This is a genomic window from Natronosalvus halobius (assembly GCF_024138145.1).
Classification (GTDB): Archaea; Halobacteriota; Halobacteria; order Halobacteriales; family Natrialbaceae; genus Natronosalvus; species Natronosalvus halobius.
In genome coordinates this window covers 1310382-1326704 of the sequence record NZ_CP099997.1, presented here as the reverse complement: position 1 = coordinate 1326704, position 16323 = coordinate 1310382, and the positions used below count along the sequence as shown (strand labels likewise).

The window sequence follows — 16323 nt, the reverse complement described above, 5'->3', positions numbered from 1 at the left end:
GCGTTGCCTCGCAAGTACCCCTACCCGTGAGGCCACCCGGCTTCCACTTCCATCTTTCGAAGCGGATGCCATAAGCTTTCTCTTACTCAAACATCCGTCTGACGCCGTTCCGGAGATTTTCGAAATCATCGTCTGAGGCCCCGAAACGCCGAAATATCACGGATGCTTGATCGTCCGTCGCGCACAACAGCACACGTCCGTCAGACAATTCGACCGGGGTTGCACCCGTATTGTGTGCCAACTCGCCGACTCGTTCGCGTTTCGAGGGTGGAAGGCCGTCGATTTCGAGAATCTGATGACATATTTCGTCGGCCAGCGACGGATCGACTCCGCCCTCGCGAAGGTGTGCCCGGAGGTCGCGCGTCGACTCGACGTCGAGCCGAGCAACTCGAACACCGTTTTCCAGCACCTGGTCACGGTCGGTGAACGCCTTCCCGATGTGCGCGGCGTCGCGCGTCTCCGCCACGTCGTGCGTTCGAACGACGTGGGCCCCGCGTTCGACGGCCAGTGCGGTCGCCGCGAGGCTCGCGGGGAGGCGTTCGTCGGTGTCCTGGCTAACGAGGTCGCCAAGGAAGTTCTTCCGGTTTATCGAGACCAGCATCGGCCGGCCGAGCGCGCGAAACTCGCGAAGACGGTGGAACGTCTCTCGGTCGTGGGCGAGCGTCTTCGCCTCGCTCCAGCCGCCGAAGGCGGGATCGACGATGGTCTTCTCGGTCAGCCCGTTCTGCTTCAGCGCCTCGTAGATCTGGTCGACGTAGTCGGCCGACTCGGCCCACTCGGGCGACTTCCGAGCGGTCCAGTCGGTTTCCTCGACGGCACCGGGTCGCTCGAGGTCCGGCGGACTCGCCATCTTGACGACGGCGGCGTCGTGGTCCCGACAGACCGCGGGCATCTCGGGGTCGGCGAACCCGCAAACGTCGTTGACCAGGTCGAATCCGTTCTCGAGGGCCTCGTGGGCGACGGCCGCGTAGCGCGTCTCGATAGAGAACACCGCGTCTCCGGAGACGCGATCGATCGTCTCGAGAGCGACGTGGAGGCGCTCGAGTTCCTCCGCTTCGCTGAGCACGTCGAAGCGTTTGTTGGCCGACTCGAGGCCGATGTCGACGATGTCAGCGCCCTCGCCGACGAGTTCCTCGTCGACGTATCGGGCCGCCTCTTCGGGATCGTCGAACACGCTCGGATCGTACGGCGACTCCTCGCTGACGTTCAGCACGCCCATGATCCGGGGCGGGTGCTCGTCTCCGATGCCCAGTCCCGCGGCGTCGACGCTGTCCATGAGGGTACTCGAGCGGGCGGCTACAAAGGGCCCGTGATTCCGGCGAACAGTTCAGTCGTCGGACCCAGGGTGCGTCCGTCACGAAGTGGTCTGTCGAGATGGTCACGAAAACGCCCCTCGAGCGAAACGAACGTCTCCTCGAGAGCGTATTTCCCACCGGTTGGGAACCACGGCCCCTTCTTAGGTGGATAGACAGCCTACGATTACCTGTAAGAGGTACAAGACAATGTCAACTAACACGTTCAACCGGCTCGAAAGCCGCTACGGCGGTATCACCCTCGAAGGCCACCCCCACGCTCTGTCGGCGTGGTTCGTCGTTGCCCTTCGGTTCGTCATCGGCGGCATGATCCTGTTCGCCGGGATCGGCAAGGTCAGTGACTGGCCGTTCGACGCGAACGGCTACCTCGTCCACGGCGTCGACGCGGCCAGCCCCGTCAGTGGGCTCTACGCTTCGATGGCGGCCAACGCCGCGCTGATGGACGTCATCAACGTCGCCATCCCGGTGACCCAGGTCCTGATCGGCCTCGCCCTCATCGCGGGGGCGTTCGTCCGGCTGGCGGCCCTCGGCGGCGCGCTCCAGATGACCGCCTTCTACCTCGGCGGGTGGGAGGGCGACATCCTCGCGCTGTTCGACTCGACGCTGATCTACGCCGTCGTCTTCCTGGCGATCGCCGCCTTCGGCGCCGGGCGCATCCTCGGCCTCGACCGCTACATCGAGCAACTCGAGATCCGCGGCGAACCGCTCGTCGAGCGGTACCCGGCGATGCGGTACCTGCTGGGCTGAGCCCCTGACCACTCGGGAAGCGAACAGTCTCTTTTTGTCTTCGCGGCCGAAACCCCGACCATGGGAAAAGTGAGTATCGGGATGCGTGGCTGGCGTTTCGACGAGGAAGACATCCTCGACGAAGACGGCGACTTTCTCCCGCTCGCACAGATGCCCGAGGACGCCCGCAAACGGATGATCCGACTCGACGTCATCTACAACGCGCCGTGTCACGGCTGCTGGTTGATCCACGGCGACGAAAACCTCGAGGCGTGCAACCGGGCGCGGTACGTCTACGGCGAACCCCTCTCGGAGGTTATCCTCTGTGAGGAACACGAACCCGACTTCGTCTACTGGTTCCGCGAGGAGGGTGGCGACGCCCACCGCGGCAGCGACGACTTCGCGGAGGCGTTCTACGAGTGGTTCCTCGAGGGCGGTCGCGCACCCGAGGGCTACGAGGGAATGGAGTACGTCGAGACGGATCCGACGGACCTGCCGAAGCCCCCGAAGGCCGACCCCGACGAGCACGGCGACCTGATGGGCGACGACATCAGCGACCGGGTCGGCCTGAGCAACGAGGACATCGCCAACGCGGACGTCGATCTGGGCGCCGAGTATCCAGGACGGAAATGACCGACGACCCGCGAACGTGTTCGCCGGAAACCGGTGACGAGAGTCGTCGAAACCCACCCGCCGTCGCCGTCGTCGACGCCCAGACGCCCGGCAACGTCGGCACCATCGCTCGAGCGATGAAGAACTTCGGCTTCTCGGAGCTGCTGCTCGTCGACCCACCCGAACTGGACCCCGACGGGGAGGCCTACGGCTTCGCCGGCCACGCACGCGAGGACGTCCTCCCGAACGCGCGGGAGGTCTCGTTCGACCACCTGGTCGAGAACTACCACACCGTCGGGACCACGGCGATCACGAACGAGGACGACCAGCATCACGTCCGCTTTCCGTTTTCCACGCCCGCCGAACTCGCCGGCCGCCTAGAGCGCGTCGTAACCGACACCGTCGTCGTCTTCGGCCGGGAAGGCGTCGGCCTGACGAACGAGGAACTCGCCCGCCTGGACGAGGTCTGTTCGATCCCCGCCAGCGAGGCGTACCCGGTGCTCAACCTCGGCCAGGCCGCGACGATCACGCTCTACGAGCTCCGGACGCTCGCGCTCGAGCCCGGAGACGTCCAGCTTCCCGATATCGAACGTGTCCGAGCCGACGAGCCGTCGCTCGAGCGCCTATACGACCAGTGGGCGGCTCTCCTGGAGGAGATCAACCACCCCGAGGAGAAGCGAGCGAAGACGATGCGGATGCTCCGGCGACTACACGGCCGAGCCGATCCCACTGTCCAGGAGGTCACAACCTTGCTCGGCGTGTTGCGTCGGGCGACCGAGCGGCCGGACCAGGAGGGGACCTGAGTGCTTTTCCAGGCCTGAACTGATGGGTGAAACCGATAGCGTTCCCCCGATTTCACGTATCAGGCGACGCTTGGAACGGTACTGAGAAGCACGAACTAGTACGAAGAGGTATCAACACTTCCGAAGGTGGCCGCCAGGGATATAGTCCTCGGCTCACGACCACCGAGCAATGGACGCACACCGTCGTCACGTTCTCGCGATGCTCGGCGCCGCCAGCACGCTTCTGGCCGGCTGTTCCGATCTCGCCGACGAGGGCGATCAGTCGCTCGAGCCCAGCGATGAAGAGGCCAACGAGGATTCGAACGCAGACGATGACACAGACGGGGCCGCCGAGGACGACGAAACCGACGAAGAGACGACGCCCGCCTGGCTCGAGGGCGGCGGACTCCCCAGTTACGCGTCGGTCCTGCCGTCGACCGACGCGCTGGTCGACGCCGAAACGACCTCGCGAGAGTACTTCTTCACCGCCGTCGACCTCGCGACCATCGTCGGGACCCTCGATGACAATCCCGGCGAGGGAACGGTGCCCGACGACCCCCTTCTCCAGAATCCGATCGCCGTGGTGTCGCTCGGCATCTACGGACTGTTCGCATTCGGATCCTCGCCCATTGCACAGGTACAGGCCGAGGCGGAGGGCGAGTCCGACGACGCTGCCCTCGTCTACGTCGACGGCGCGTACGCCCTCTACGGGGCGTACGACCTCGAGACGGCCCGCTCGGGGCTCGAGGCCGAGGGCTACGAACTGCAGGCCGAGGCGGAAGACGGCGCCGACGACTTCGTCGTCTTCGCGGACGACGCCTCGAACGAGGTCGTCGGCGTCACTGACGACGCGTTCGTCTACGCGTTCGGCGCCGACCAGGCTCGGTCCCTGGCGGCGGTCTCTGCCATCGTCGAGACGAACGTCGGCTCGCAGTCGCCGGCCCACGAATCGGACGCGACACTCGAGACCCTGCTCCGTGCAGGGGCGAACACCGGAATCACGTCGTGTCTCGCAGGCGCCGGCGAGTCGCTCACCGACCTCGAGCCCGGCGACCAGGTCCAGGAGGACGACGTCGCGTTCGACTTCTCGCCCTTCGAGGGGGCGACGGGAATCGTCCAGGGACTGCAGCTCGTGGAATCCGAGTCCAATGCTCGCGTAATCGTCACCTACGAGTCCGAAACCGCCGTCGACGCCGAGCGTCTCGAGTCGGGTCTCGGCGGCGAGGCCCGTTCGTTCGACCTGGAGACGGGCGGCTCTGCAGTGCTTGTCACAGCCGTCTACGGAACCGATCCGATCGAGGAGTGAGGGGCGAGCGAACGTTACTCGAACGATGCAGCCGAAATCACTATCCTTTTCATATCAATAAACTACAAAAAATGTAGTTATGGTCCTCGATTAGACTCGGACGGCCGACTCGCGGCGACTCTCTCGAGTGGAAACGGACCCGAGAGCAATCAGGCGCGCTTCTGAATCTCCTCGCGCAACACCTCGCTCACGAGGTCGCCGTCGGCCTTCCCGCGAAGCGCGCCCATGCACTCGCCCATGAGCCCCGAAAACGCCTGCATCCCCTCGTCCTCGACCTGGTCGGCGTTTCGCTCGACGACCTCCAGGACGGCCTCGCGGACGTCGTCTTCGGCGGCGGAGCCGAGTCCGGCCTGCTCGGCGACCGCCCGCGCCTCCTGGTCGGGGTTCGCAGCCAGTTCGGTGAGGAGATCAGGCACACCCTCTCTCGCCAGGTCGCCGTCCTCGGCCATCGCGAAGACGGCCTCCAGGTGGTCCTCGCGCAGATTTTCGACCGGCACGTCGTCCCGACGCAGTTCCGTGAGCGTCGACTCGAGCGTCGTCGCGGCGAAGGTCGAATCGACGCCATCGGCGACGACGCGCTCGAACAGCGGCATGTGGGTGCCGTAGGCGACCTGTTCGGCGAGGCCGGCGTCGAGGTCGTACTCGGCCTGGTAACGCTCGACCTTCTCGGTCAGCAGTTCGGGTTCGGGAACCTCGCTCGGATCGGGTTCGACCGGCGGCACGTCCGTCTCGGGGTACATTCGGGCCGCACCCGGGAGCGGGCGGAGGTAGCGTGTCGTCCCGTCCTGGTTCGCGCCGCGGGTCTCCTCGGGGACGCCATCGAGAGCCGTCCGCGCCCGGTCGGCGACGGCGTCGATGGCGGATTCGGCGACCTCCGTCGCGGCGGCGACGATGGCCACGGCGTCCTCATTCGACGCATCCACCGCGTCGCGAAGTGCCGCCACCTCGTCGTCGGTGACGCCGTAGGCCGGGAGTTCGTCGGTGTGGAAGATGCCGCCCGCGCCGTGGCGCTTCGCGTGGTCGGAGAACTCGGTCCCGAGGCGGCGGTCGGGCGCGATCTCGCGACCGACGAGGCCGTCGAAGCCCTCGAGGCGGACGCCGAAGACCGCCCCGCCATCGTTCAGGGCACTCGCGACGACCCCGCTGTCGGTGTCCTCGAAGACCGCCGTCACGTCCTGGGGATCGTGCACGGCCGCCTCGCGTGATGCGAGTTCGTCGCGGACCGAGACCAGTTCGGCCTGGCGCCCGACCTCGGTTCGGACGATGTCGGCGATGTCGTCCAGGCTCTGGACGCCCTTGATCTCGACGCGAGCGCCGTCGGCGATGGAGACGTTGACGTCCTGGCGGATGGTCCCCAGGCCGCGCTTGACCTTTCCGGTCGAGCGCAACAGCATCCCGATGCGTTCGGCTGCCTCCTGGGCCTGTTCCGGCGTTCGAATATCGGGTGCCGTACCGATCTCGACCAGCGGGATGCCGAGGCGGTCGAGGCTGTAGGTCACGCCGTCGTCGGTCTCCTGGACGCGCTGGGCGCTCTCCTCCTCGAGCATCATGTCCTCGATGCCGACGTCGCCCACGCTCGTTTCGATGGCCCCACCGGTGGCGACCAGCGTCGAGCGCTGGAAGCCCGAGGTGTTCGAGCCGTCGACGACGATCTTGCGCATCACGTTCGCCTGGTCGACCGGCGTCATGTCCATCAACTGAGCGACCTCGAGGGCCGTCTCGAGAGCCTCGTCGTCGAGGCGATGGGGTGGTTCGTCGTCCTCCTCGACGAGACAGGTGCTGTCGTAGGCGAGGTAGGTAAACTCCCGTTCGACCCGACTCTCCTCGAGGGCGGCCTCGTCGAGTTCGCCCAACTCGCTCCGCGTCGGGTGGAGGTAGCGGGTGAATCGGCGGGCCGACTCGTCGGGTTCGCGCAGGTCGGTCGGACACGCACAGAACAGTTTCGTCGCCGTGTCGAGTTGCTGGTGGATCTCGAGTCCGGCGACGAGGCCGAGCGCCTCGTAGTCGTAGTCCGCGGTCATTGGCGAGCACTCGGTGGCGGAGGGGTAAAAAACCGTCCAGTCCGTCCCGGGGGCCAGTTCAGTCGTCGTCGCTCGGGGATTCGTCGAAGGCGGTTTCGCGAACGTCAGCATCTCGGTTGGCGATGGCTCTCGCCGTCACCTCGAGCACTGACCCTTCGGTCGCCTCGAGTGCGCCTGCCTCGATCCGTCGGTATCGCGCGGTCCCCGCCTCGCCGACGAAATTCCGGTCCCCGAGCGGCCGGGTGTCGAGGGCGACCAGAGACGCCACGTCCTCGAGCGCCTCGAGCAGGAGTTGCGTTCCGGGCGCGAGGTCGAAGTCGACGAGCACCGTCGCGTCGGCCGCGCCGACGAGTTCGGCGACGCGTCTTCGAGCGGCGGCAGAGACCGGCGCGAACGGTTCGGTTCGTACGCACTCCAGGTTGCGCTCGGTCGCGCGCTGGTCGACGGCTCCACCGGCCGGTGCGGGACCGGTCGTCACCTCGGCGCCCGCTCGCTCGAACCGTTCTATCACGTCGGCAGCAGTCTCTCCCGTGCCGACAATGTGAACGCGTCGCCCCTCGAGTCTCGACGGGGTCGTCGATTCGATCCCCCGGTCGTCCACGGTACCGAGATCCCCCGACTCCGAGCGCGGAAACGCCGTCACGCTCGCCGCCCCGGTCACCGGGTGTCGGGTGACCGTCGCATTCGCGTCGAAGGCCGACTCGAGCACGTCGGCCGTCAGCACCTCGCCCGGCGGACCGTCGGCCTGGACCGTTCCGCCCGCCAGGACGACCAGTCGGTCGCAGTAGCGCGCCGCCAGGTCGAGGTCGTGGATGGCCGCGACGACGGCCCGCCCGTCCGCGGTCAGGTCGCGGGCCAGCTCGAGCGTCTCGACCTGGTGGTTCACGTCCAGGCTGGCCGTTGGCTCGTCCAGCAACAGCAGGGGTGTGTCCTGGGCGAGCGCCCGCGCGATGAGAATTCGCTGGCGCTCGCCGCCGCTGACCGCGTCGATCGGCCGATCGGCGAACCGGGCCGTTCGCGTCCGCTCGAGCGCCCGGTCGACCTGTCGACGATCGGTCTCTGTAGGCGGGGAGAACCGCGAACGATGGGGGTATCGCCCCATCTCGACGACGGTTCGGACGTCGAAGGCGAACGACAGCGACGTGTTCTGAGGGACGACGCTCACGAGTCGACTCGTCTCACGGGAGGCGAGCGTCGCGACGTCCTCACTGTCGATCCGGACGTTGCCGCCGGCGGGCGTGATCGCGCCGCTGAGCGCCCGCAGGAGGGTGGTCTTCCCCGCGCCGTTCGGACCCACGAGCCCGACGAACTCGCCGCGGTCGACCTCGAGCGAAACGCCCTCGAGGACCTCGAGGTTTCCGTAGGCGACCCGGAGATCCTCGATTTCGACGAGCGGTCGGGGAGACGAGTCGGTCACAGCGAGTGCACCTCCCGTCGAACGAGCAGAAAGAGGAAGAACGGCGCGCCGAGGGCCGCCGTGACGATTCCGACCGGAACCTCCGCGGGACCAGCCCGAGCGAGGGTGTCTGTCGCGACCAGAAACGACGCGCCGGCGAGCGCGCTCGTCGGGAGCAGGATTCGGTGGTCGGGGCCGACGAGCAAGCGCAGGACGTGCGGGACGACGAGGCCGACGAAGCCGATGACCCCGGCAACGGCGACACCCGCAGCGGTGACGACCGAGGCGATAACGAGCAAGAGGAGTTTGGTTCGCTCGACGTCGACCCCGAGGTGGTGGGCGTCCTCCTCGCCGAGCAGGAGGACGTTCATCTCGCGGGTGTAGGCGCCGAGGACGCCGACGCCGACGAGGGCGACGGGGAGGGCGAAGCCGACGTCGCCCCAGTTGCTCCCGCCGAGGTGGCCCATCATCCAGACGACGGCCGCCCGGAGGCTGTCACCGCTATGGACGAGCATGTAGGAGATGAGTGCGCCCAGGAACGCCTGGACGGCGACGCCGGCGAGCAGGAGGGTGGTGACGGGGGTGCGTCCACCCTCGGTTGCGATGGCGTAGACGAGCATCGCGGTGGCGATGGCCCCGACGAACGCGGAGAGGTGCAGGCTCGCGAAGGGGATTAGCGCTGGGTACGCGATGGCGGCAACGGCGCCGGCGGCTGCACCAGTGGAGACGCCGATGATGGAAGGGTCAGCCAGGGGGTTCCTGAAGAACCCCTGCATCACCGTCCCGGCGGCGGCCAGGCCGAAGCCGACCGTGGCCGCCAGCGCAATCCGCGGCAGGCGGACGTCGCCGACGATCGTCTGGTGGCTCGCGGGAACATCGAACCCGAAGATAGAGGCGTAGGTGAACCCGGGTCGAGGAACCGGTCGCTCGAGCAGCGGAACCGCCATCGTGGTCCACTCGAGACCCGCGGGGACGATCAGCACGTTGAGCATCGCTTTCGTGACGACGAACGGTTCGATCCGGACTGGTCCGAGGGCGGCGCTCCCGATCATCACGATACCGAGCAGTATCGCCAGCCCGATCGACCACGAGAGCCCGGATCGCTTCACGTTGGCAAGCTCGCTTGCTTTAGATAAATATTTATTGGATAGCCGTGGAGCATCAGGCGATGCGACGACTACTCATCGTGACGATCGCGTTACTCGCGCTCACCGCGAGCGCCGGTTCCGTGTTGGCTGCCGGGGGCGCTGCGCCAGCGGCTTCAAGCGGGATCCAGACTCCGGCTCAGGCCGACTCCACGTGCGAGTACCCGATCGAATTCGAGGACGCGACAGGCGAACAGGTGACACTAGAGGAACCGCCAGAATCGATCGTCGCGCTCTATCCGAGCGACGCGCAACTGGTGTACAGCGTCGGGGCCGAGGACCGACTCGAGGGCATGCCGATTGGTCCGTACACCGAGGGGCTCGAAACCGAGGGCAAGACCGACATCACCGCCGACGACGGTGCGGTAATCACCGAGGAGGTCATCGCGCTCGAGCCTGACATCGTCCTGGCGGCGAACCTCGCAACGTTCGAGGAGGACAAGTTGAATCAGCTCCGAGACGCCGGCATCGACGTCTACGTCTTCGACGCCTCGGGATCGCTCGACGACGTCCGCGCCGACGTCGAAACGGCGGGCCAGCTTACAGGCGCCTGCGACGGCAGTGACGTGACCCTCGAGTGGATGGACGAGCGCCTCTCAATCATCGAGGACGCGCTCGCCGACGAACCGCGCCCGTCGGCCCTCTACGCGATTGACGGCGAGGTCTACACCGCCGGAAACGGCACGTTCCAGGACGAGGTGCTGACGACAGCCGGCGTCGAGAACGTGGCCGCGAACGCTGGCATCGAGGGCTGGGGAATCATCAGCGACGAGACGATAATCGACGAGGATCCCGAGTGGATCCTCTACGGCGACGACGCTTACGACGAACCGCCCGTCTCCGACGCGGTCGGCGAGACGACGGCGATGCAGGAGGACCAGCACTTCGGCGTCGACGCCAACGCGATGGCCCAGCCCGGACCGAACGTCGTTTTGGCCATCGAGGATATCTTCGCCGCCGTCCACACCGACGCCTACGCCGAGGTCGAAGCGGATTTCGAGGCGGCCGACGAATCCTACGAGGAGTCGCTGGCCGATCTGCAGACGACTGGCTCCGACGAAGATAGCGCTGAAGAAAATGCCGACGGCGGGAACGAAAGCGACGCGAACGACAGCGAGAACGAGACGGAAGACGAAGATCAGGACGCAAACGAATCCGACGACGAGGATTCGATTCCCGGCTTCGGTGTTCCCGTCGCGCTCGCCGCTATCGCGGGTCTGCTCGGACTCCGTCGGCTGTAGCTCCGGACTCGGCAGGTTCTTTCCGAATCACCGCGGAATTCTTGCAGCGAGGTGTTTCGTTGTCCACCTTCTGTTCGACGAGTCTGTAGTCACGCTCGAGTCGAACGGTGGTCAGGGTCCGAGGTACTCGTGAGAACGCTAGTCGGATCGAACAAAAGCCGAGAGCGTACGTAGGGTAGATTCGCTCGCCCCGGTGTGTCGATTAGTCCCTCCGTTCACTCACATTTCTGCTGTGTTTTCGATTGCTCTTCGGCCGCTTCCTTTCGTTTTTCCTTTTTCGATTTCCCGTCCTGGTTGTCAGTGTCGTCGCTGCCATCGTCGCCGTCGTCAGCGTCGTCGCCATCGTCAGCGTCGTCGCCGTCGTCAGCGTCGTCGCCATCGTCAGCGTCGTCGCTGCTATCGTCGCCGTCGCCACTGTCTTCGCCGTTGTCAGTGTCGTCGCCATCGTCAGTGTCGTCACCGTCGTCACCGCTGCCACTATCATCATCGTCGTCGCCATTATCGCCGTTACCGTCGTCTTCTCCGTCCCCATCTCCGCCATTGTCCCCGTCATCTCCATCTCCGCCATTGTCCCCGTCGTCTCCATCTCCGCCATTGTCTCCGTCGTCTCCATCTCCGCCATTGTCTTCGTCACTGCCGTCGCCGTCGTCACCATCGTCACCACCGTCGTCTTCCTCAGGTTCACCACAGAACCGAATATTCGATATTCCGGCTTGCTGTCCGCTCTGCCCCGCTTCGAGATCCGTCTCGACGAACCCCTCGGTCTCACCGTCTCCGTAGTCGTAATCCTCACAATCGCTGCCACCGTAGACACGCACGGAGTACACGACACAGTCGTCGTCGACTGTCCATTCGAAACTGTACGCGTCGCAGCCGTCTCCCTCGCCCTCGCCTTCGGACTCGGTCACTTCCACGGTGATCGCACAGTCACCTTCGACCTGTTCGACGGAACAGCCATCGAACTCGTGGACCGCCATCAACTCGCCATCGGGACAGTCGTACTGCCCCGGTGGCACGCATCCCTCCTGCCCGCTGTCCTGTAGCGATCCGAGACACCCACTCAGCGAACCCATGGCCACCCCGGTCGCCACCAGCACCGTTCGTCGTTTGATGGTGTTACCCATGCGAGCACCGATACCATCACCAGATATTGTTAGAGACAAGTTGAAAATTCGAAAAAAGACCAGACCAAGGATTCGATAGTACCTTCTCTCTGTATGATCGCCTTATTTCCCAGCACACCGGGACTACAGGCCAGGTAGGTTCACCGAACGCCTGGACTTCCACCACGGCGAGCAGACTTTCAGCCGACCACGTCCCAAGCGACCGAGGGGTCGACCCTCGGTAACGCTCGTGACGGCACTCGAGTCGCGATTCCACGCCGCATACCGAGTCGAGACCGGATTTCGCATCGTCTGCGCGCGCCATCTCGTTTTGAAAAGCGTTTACTCACCCGCCCGCCGAGTTGGCCCATGGTCGAGAACGTCATCTGGCCCGCGTACCTGGATTCCACCCGCACGCGGGCCGAGGGGCGACGCGTACCCCTCGAGCTGGCAGTCGAAGAGCCGACGGTCGAGGAAATCGCGAAGGCCGTCCAGCAGATCGGCTACGACGCGACCGTCGAACGCGACAAGGCATACTCGCGAGAGCACTGGGTGCCCCGGGGGCGGGTCGTCGTCCGCGGAACCGACGATTCGACAAAGAACGACCTCGTCCAGGCAGTCGCGGCGTACGTCGTCGCGCTGCGGGAGTGATGCGGCGGATTGGAACGGTCGTCCGGACGGCCCAGGGGCTCGCAGTATTGCGGGCTGAGCCTGTGGGCGACGGGGACGACGGCAACGACGGCGGGGGCGGTACTGGCGACGATAGCGGACGAAACGCCATTGGCACGATGGTCCTGGACGACTCTCTCGAAACCGTCGGTCGCGTCGTCGACGTGTTCGGTCCGGTCGACCGACCGTATCTCGCGGTTACGCCGCAGTCGAGCGTTCACCTGCCCGGCCTCGTCGGGTCGACGCTGTATGCACGATAACGTCGTGCGTTTCGTGCGTAGTGGCGGATCTCTGGCGTAGTGGCGGATCTCTGGCGTAGTGGCAGTCGATGTCTGCCTGGTATCGTTACTCTCGGATCGCCCTCGAATTGGTACTCCTCGGGTCAGTCTCGAGTCGTTACTCCTCGTGTTCGTCTTCGTCGACTCGGCGTCGCAGCCACTCGAAGGCGAGTCCACCGCCGGCGAGCGCGCCAACGCCGGTGAATCCGGGGGTCGAGTCGTCCGTTTCGTCGGCCGACGATCCGCCATCTTCGGTTGCGGATTCGTCGCTGGAGTCGTTGGAGCCGATGGTGTCGTTGGAGTCGTCCGTCTCATCAGAACCGCTCGAGTCGTCGGTACTGTCGCTCTCGTTGCCCTCGCTGATATCACTGGAATCGTTTTCGGAACCACCGTCGTCAGAATCCCCTCTTTCGTTGGAGCCGTCCTCTTCGTCGGTATCATCGTCGATCTCGCTCCCCCCGTCGGACTCGTCGTCTCCGTTCTTTCCGTCGTTGCCCTCGCCGTCCGGTCGCAACGCAGCCAGCGCCTCGCCGTCGACGCTCCCAACGTAGAGCGTTTCGTCGACGAGTGCGAGGGGACTCAGTACCGTCCTGGTGTCTCTCTCCCACTCGACGGAGCCGTCCCAGGCGTCGAACGCGAAAAACCGCATCCAGGACTCCTCGTCCCCATCGGTCGATCCTGGGCCACTTTCGAGACCGGCGTAAACGTGCTCTTCGTCGATGATGAGCGGACTGGTCCCTTCGCCGGACGGCTCTGGATCCCACGCTTTCTCTCCCGTCTCGATGTCGTGGCCCGTAGCGGTGTCGTTGTTCGTCCCGTCGACGGTGTAGACGAGTTCAGAGCCGATCACGGGTGGGTGGTTGTGCGCTCGACCGGCCACGCGAGCGATTCGACCTCCGAATTCGACATCGTGGTAGGAGAGTCCAGCGTCCGATTCGTCCTGGTAACCGACGGCCAGGATGCCATAGTCAACGACCGGCGTGACCGTACTGAACTGTCCATCGTCGTCGTTGGCCTCGAGGTCGAACGTCCAGCGTTCGGAGCCGTCGCTGGCCTCACGGGCGTACAGGCGCGTCTCGTCCGCGACGAAAACGACGCCGTCGTCGATCGGGACCGACATTTCGTGTAGCTCCCCGTCGTCCGGTTCGAACTGCCAGTGCGCTTCGCCGCTTGTGGCGTCGATCGCGTAGAGGACGCCGTCGCCGACGACGAACACGGTTTCGTCCGCGACGTTAGGCGACCGAATTCCGTCGCTGTACTCGAGGTCTCGCTGCCAGCGAACGTCGCCGTCTTCGGCGTCGACCGCGGTGAGGCCGTCGCCGCCGACGTAGACGGTTCCGTCGGCAAACGCTGGCGTTCGATCGGCGCCGAGGTCGTCGGTTTGCCACAGCTGTGACCCGTCCTCGGCTTCGTAGGCGTGTACGGAGCCGTCGTCCGCTCGGAGGTAGACCGTCTCGTCGACGACCGCGACGTGGCCGCCGCAGTCACACGACCAGGCGACCTCGAGAGACCCGGGGTCGTCGATTCCCGATGCGACCCGTGCGTTGTTTCCGGGCCTCCCTCCGAGGGAAGGCCAGTCGCCCGGGTCGGCGGCCGTCGTCGACGCGACGGCAGTCGTCCCACTCGCTGCGGCGAGGGCACTTCCGGCGGTGATCGTTAGCCCGGTACGCCGGAGAAACGTTCGTCGGCTGTGGTCTGACATACGCGGGCCCTTTGACGCTACCCAGTTATCTACTGTTTCGGTAACTCAATTTCGACATCGAAACGGTACTCGTGAGACGATTGCGCCGGGAGCAACGGACCACGTCCCTGGGTCGAAAATAACCGTTCACGAAACCGGGCCCCGCTTCGTTTCTACGAAATGATACGTTCAGTGGCCGATCCAGGTACCTCGTGCGTTGATCGGCGGCGTTTTCGTCCCCGGGCACCCGACGCCACAGCTACTCGAGGGTGAGTCCGCCGCCGCCGGCGAGCGCCGCGATGTCGGTGAATTCGGACGGAAGATTGCCTGCCTCGAGAACGCAACACCAATACGACGGCCGGTCAAATCGCGACCCATGAACGAGCGGATTCGGTTGGGCAGCGCGGTTGGATTCACCTGCCTGCTCTTTATCGGCGTCCAGTTCGGCGCGCTCGCGCTCGTCGAACCGTTCACCGCCGCCGAGATGCAGGCCGTCGAGGACCCCTCCGACCCGACGAACAGCCTGGTCTACGTCGGGGCGATTCTCGTGATGACAGCGTTCATGCTCGCGGCGTTCAAGTACGACCTCCAGTGGATCATTCGGGGGCTCATCGTCGGCGTCAGCGTCTTGCTCTCGTGGTTCGTCTTCGCTGAGATTCTCCCGTCCGTCGCCACGGTCGGCTCGATCGGTGTCTTCCCCCTCCTCGTCTCGCTGGGCGTCGGAGCCGCCCTCGTGATCTATCCCGAGTGGTACGTCATCGACATCGCCGGCGTCGTCATGGGCGCGGGCGCGGCCGGCCTCTTCGGGATTAGCTTCGGCCTCTTGCCCGCTCTCGTATTGCTCGTCGTGCTCGCCGTCTACGACGCGATCAGCGTCTATCGAACGGAACACATGCTCGACCTCGCCGAGGGCGTGATGGACCTGCACATTCCCGTCGTCCTCGTCGTCCCGACCTCGCTGTCGTACTCCTTCCTCGAGGCTGGCGATGTGCCCGGTGAGATCGAAGATCGAGGCGCGGGATCGACGGCGACGACCAACGGCAGTTCCTCGGAAGCCGATGCGGACGATTTCGAACGCTCCACCGTCGAACCGACCGATTCCGAGGCCGTCGAGAACGAACGAGAGCTGGAGCGAACAGAGCCCAGGCCAGAACCGGACGCAGAACCCGAAGGCGTTCGCGACGCCCTCTTCATCGGTCTCGGTGACGCCGTCATCCCGACCATCCTTGTCGCCAGCGCCGCGTCCTTCCTCGATGTCGGCTCGCTCGATGTCCCGCTGATCACGCTCAACGCGCCCGCGTTGGGTGGCGTGCTGGGCACGCTCGCGGGGCTGCTGGTCCTGATGGCCATGGTCCTCAAGGGCCGACCGCACGCCGGATTGCCGCTGCTCAATTCGGGAGCGATCGGTGGCTATCTCGTCGGCGCACTGTGGGCTGGCGTCCCAATCGCGACCGCCCTCGGGCTGTGAGTCGGCGACTCCCGACCACGTCGTTTCGTGCGGGGGGGGGGGGGACGGATTCGACGGCATGAACGTGAACGTAAACATGAACATGAACGTGAAGGCTTATAGCCACCCAACTGGTTAGTTAACCTATGGATCGGTCGTTCTCGAAGAAGCGCCCGTGGCTCGCCGCGTTACTCGGTGTACTCGTCACCGGCTTCGGTCACTGTTACCTCCGCCGCTGGCGGCGTGCGCTGGGCTGGATCGTTTTCCTGTTCGGCGTCAGCATCCTGTTCGTCGAGACGACCACGCTCGAGGCGCTCGCGGCCGGCGAGAGCGGCAATCTGGCGGAATTGTCCCCGCTCGTGTTCGTCGCGATTCTCAGCGTCGTCGACGCGTATCTACTCGCGGTGGCGCACAATCAGGTCGTCCGGCGAACACCCGCGCCCGACGGGACCCTCACACACTGCCCGTACTGTGGGGAGGAACTCGACATGGATCTCGAGTTCTGCCACTGGTGTACGAGCGATCTCTCCGACTTTTCGAACCTGGAAGCACAACAGGAGATGCCTACTGCCTCGGACCGGTAGCCCTCGCGGCGGCTACCGT

Annotated in this window: 15 protein-coding genes; 9 read left to right on the top strand and 6 right to left on the bottom strand. The window is 65.4% G+C overall.

The window, feature by feature from the left end; genetic code table 11:
- Window positions 1-82: 82 nt before the first annotated feature.
- Window positions 83-1276 carry a dihydropteroate synthase gene (gene folP / locus NGM15_RS06405; RefSeq protein WP_253436775.1) on the bottom strand — a complete coding sequence of 398 codons (1194 nt, stop codon included), beginning with the start codon at window positions 1274-1276 and terminating at the stop codon, window positions 83-85.
- Between the two features lie 226 nt (window positions 1277-1502).
- On the opposite strand from folP, the gene NGM15_RS06400 reads away from it, so the two are divergent.
- From NGM15_RS06400 to NGM15_RS06385, 4 genes are all read left to right on the top strand, one after another.
- A complete protein-coding gene (locus NGM15_RS06400; protein ID WP_253436772.1) occupies window positions 1503-2060 on the top strand; it encodes a DoxX family protein in 558 nt (185 codons plus the stop codon).
- Between the two features lie 60 nt (window positions 2061-2120).
- Window positions 2121-2672 (top strand): DUF8114 family protein, encoded by a 552-nt coding sequence (locus NGM15_RS06395; protein WP_253436769.1) that lies wholly within the window; start codon window positions 2121-2123, stop codon window positions 2670-2672.
- The gene (locus NGM15_RS06390; protein WP_253436766.1) at window positions 2669-3454 is read left to right on the top strand and encodes an RNA methyltransferase; all 786 of its coding nucleotides are present in this window, start codon (window positions 2669-2671) and stop codon (window positions 3452-3454) included. Before NGM15_RS06395 ends, NGM15_RS06390 begins: the two co-directional genes overlap by 4 nt.
- A 169-nt stretch (window positions 3455-3623) precedes the next feature.
- Window positions 3624-4739 carry a hypothetical protein gene (locus NGM15_RS06385; RefSeq protein WP_253436764.1) on the top strand — a complete coding sequence of 372 codons (1116 nt, stop codon included), beginning with the start codon at window positions 3624-3626 and terminating at the stop codon, window positions 4737-4739.
- A gap of 149 nt (window positions 4740-4888) precedes the next feature.
- Here the strand turns inward: NGM15_RS06385 and gatE are convergent, their stop codons facing one another.
- Genes gatE through btuC form a run of 3 tightly spaced genes read right to left on the bottom strand, consistent with a single transcriptional unit; the run spans window position 4889 to window position 9208 of the window.
- Entirely contained in the window at window positions 4889-6760 is a 1872-nt protein-coding gene (gatE, locus tag NGM15_RS06380; RefSeq protein WP_253436761.1) for a Glu-tRNA(Gln) amidotransferase subunit GatE, read from the bottom strand.
- A gap of 58 nt (window positions 6761-6818) precedes the next feature.
- Window positions 6819-8177, bottom strand: a complete 1359-nt coding sequence (locus NGM15_RS06375; protein ID WP_253436759.1) for a heme ABC transporter ATP-binding protein — start codon at window positions 8175-8177, stop codon at window positions 6819-6821.
- Window positions 8174-9208: a vitamin B12 ABC transporter permease BtuC gene (btuC, locus tag NGM15_RS06370; protein ID WP_253437932.1), complete on the bottom strand. Its 1035-nt coding sequence runs from the start codon at window positions 9206-9208 to the stop codon at window positions 8174-8176. Before btuC ends, NGM15_RS06375 begins: the two co-directional genes overlap by 4 nt.
- Window positions 9209-9324: 116 nt before the next feature.
- On the opposite strand from btuC, the gene NGM15_RS06365 reads away from it, so the two are divergent.
- Window positions 9325-10542, top strand: coding sequence for a PGF-CTERM-anchored ABC transporter substrate-binding protein (locus NGM15_RS06365; RefSeq protein ID WP_253436756.1), 1218 nt, complete (start codon window positions 9325-9327; stop codon window positions 10540-10542).
- 215 nt (window positions 10543-10757) lie between these two features.
- Here the strand turns inward: NGM15_RS06365 and NGM15_RS06360 are convergent, their stop codons facing one another.
- Window positions 10758-11666 carry a hypothetical protein gene (locus NGM15_RS06360; protein ID WP_253436753.1) on the bottom strand — a complete coding sequence of 303 codons (909 nt, stop codon included), beginning with the start codon at window positions 11664-11666 and terminating at the stop codon, window positions 10758-10760.
- A gap of 348 nt (window positions 11667-12014) precedes the next feature.
- On the opposite strand from NGM15_RS06360, the gene srp19 reads away from it, so the two are divergent.
- Both srp19 and NGM15_RS06350 read left to right on the top strand, forming a co-directional pair.
- Complete coding sequence (srp19, locus tag NGM15_RS06355; RefSeq protein WP_253436752.1) at window positions 12015-12296, top strand: signal recognition particle subunit SRP19; 282 nt, start codon at window positions 12015-12017, stop codon at window positions 12294-12296.
- Window positions 12296-12574 carry an H/ACA ribonucleoprotein complex subunit GAR1 gene (locus NGM15_RS06350; protein WP_253436750.1) on the top strand — a complete coding sequence of 93 codons (279 nt, stop codon included), beginning with the start codon at window positions 12296-12298 and terminating at the stop codon, window positions 12572-12574. Before srp19 ends, NGM15_RS06350 begins: the two co-directional genes overlap by 1 nt.
- A gap of 136 nt (window positions 12575-12710) precedes the next feature.
- Here NGM15_RS06350 and NGM15_RS06345 read toward each other — a convergent pair whose 3' ends face one another.
- Complete coding sequence (locus NGM15_RS06345; RefSeq protein ID WP_253436748.1) at window positions 12711-14294, bottom strand: outer membrane protein assembly factor BamB family protein; 1584 nt, start codon at window positions 14292-14294, stop codon at window positions 12711-12713.
- A gap of 355 nt (window positions 14295-14649) precedes the next feature.
- On the opposite strand from NGM15_RS06345, the gene NGM15_RS06340 reads away from it, so the two are divergent.
- Together NGM15_RS06340 and NGM15_RS06335 are read left to right on the top strand one after the other, a co-directional pair.
- Window positions 14650-15741 (top strand): presenilin family intramembrane aspartyl protease PSH, encoded by a 1092-nt coding sequence (locus tag NGM15_RS06340; protein ID WP_253436746.1) that lies wholly within the window; start codon window positions 14650-14652, stop codon window positions 15739-15741.
- Between the two features lie 125 nt (window positions 15742-15866).
- Window positions 15867-16304: a zinc ribbon domain-containing protein gene (locus tag NGM15_RS06335; protein WP_253436744.1), complete on the top strand. Its 438-nt coding sequence runs from the start codon at window positions 15867-15869 to the stop codon at window positions 16302-16304.
- Window positions 16305-16323 lie beyond the last annotated feature (19 nt).

Bases quoted from the DNA above. Each gene is read 5' to 3' on its own strand.
- folP (WP_253436775.1), bottom strand. From the start codon at position 1,276: ATGGACAGCGTCGACGCCGCGGGACTGGGCATCGGAGACGAGCACCCG.
- NGM15_RS06400 (WP_253436772.1), top strand. From the start codon at position 1,503: ATGTCAACTAACACGTTCAACCGGCTCGAAAGCCGCTACGGCGGTATC.
- NGM15_RS06395 (WP_253436769.1), top strand. From the start codon at position 2,121: ATGGGAAAAGTGAGTATCGGGATGCGTGGCTGGCGTTTCGACGAGGAA.
- NGM15_RS06390 (WP_253436766.1), top strand. From the start codon at position 2,669: ATGACCGACGACCCGCGAACGTGTTCGCCGGAAACCGGTGACGAGAGT.
- NGM15_RS06385 (WP_253436764.1), top strand. From the start codon at position 3,624: ATGGACGCACACCGTCGTCACGTTCTCGCGATGCTCGGCGCCGCCAGC.
- gatE (WP_253436761.1), bottom strand. From the start codon at position 6,760: ATGACCGCGGACTACGACTACGAGGCGCTCGGCCTCGTCGCCGGACTC.
- btuC (WP_253437932.1), bottom strand. From the start codon at position 9,208: ATGATCGGGAGCGCCGCCCTCGGACCAGTCCGGATCGAACCGTTCGTC.
- NGM15_RS06365 (WP_253436756.1), top strand. From the start codon at position 9,325: ATGCGACGACTACTCATCGTGACGATCGCGTTACTCGCGCTCACCGCG.
- NGM15_RS06360 (WP_253436753.1), bottom strand. From the start codon at position 11,666: ATGGGTAACACCATCAAACGACGAACGGTGCTGGTGGCGACCGGGGTG.
- srp19 (WP_253436752.1), top strand. From the start codon at position 12,015: ATGGTCGAGAACGTCATCTGGCCCGCGTACCTGGATTCCACCCGCACG.
- NGM15_RS06350 (WP_253436750.1), top strand. From the start codon at position 12,296: ATGCGGCGGATTGGAACGGTCGTCCGGACGGCCCAGGGGCTCGCAGTA.
- NGM15_RS06345 (WP_253436748.1), bottom strand. From the start codon at position 14,294: ATGTCAGACCACAGCCGACGAACGTTTCTCCGGCGTACCGGGCTAACG.
- NGM15_RS06340 (WP_253436746.1), top strand. From the start codon at position 14,650: ATGAACGAGCGGATTCGGTTGGGCAGCGCGGTTGGATTCACCTGCCTG.
- NGM15_RS06335 (WP_253436744.1), top strand. From the start codon at position 15,867: ATGGATCGGTCGTTCTCGAAGAAGCGCCCGTGGCTCGCCGCGTTACTC.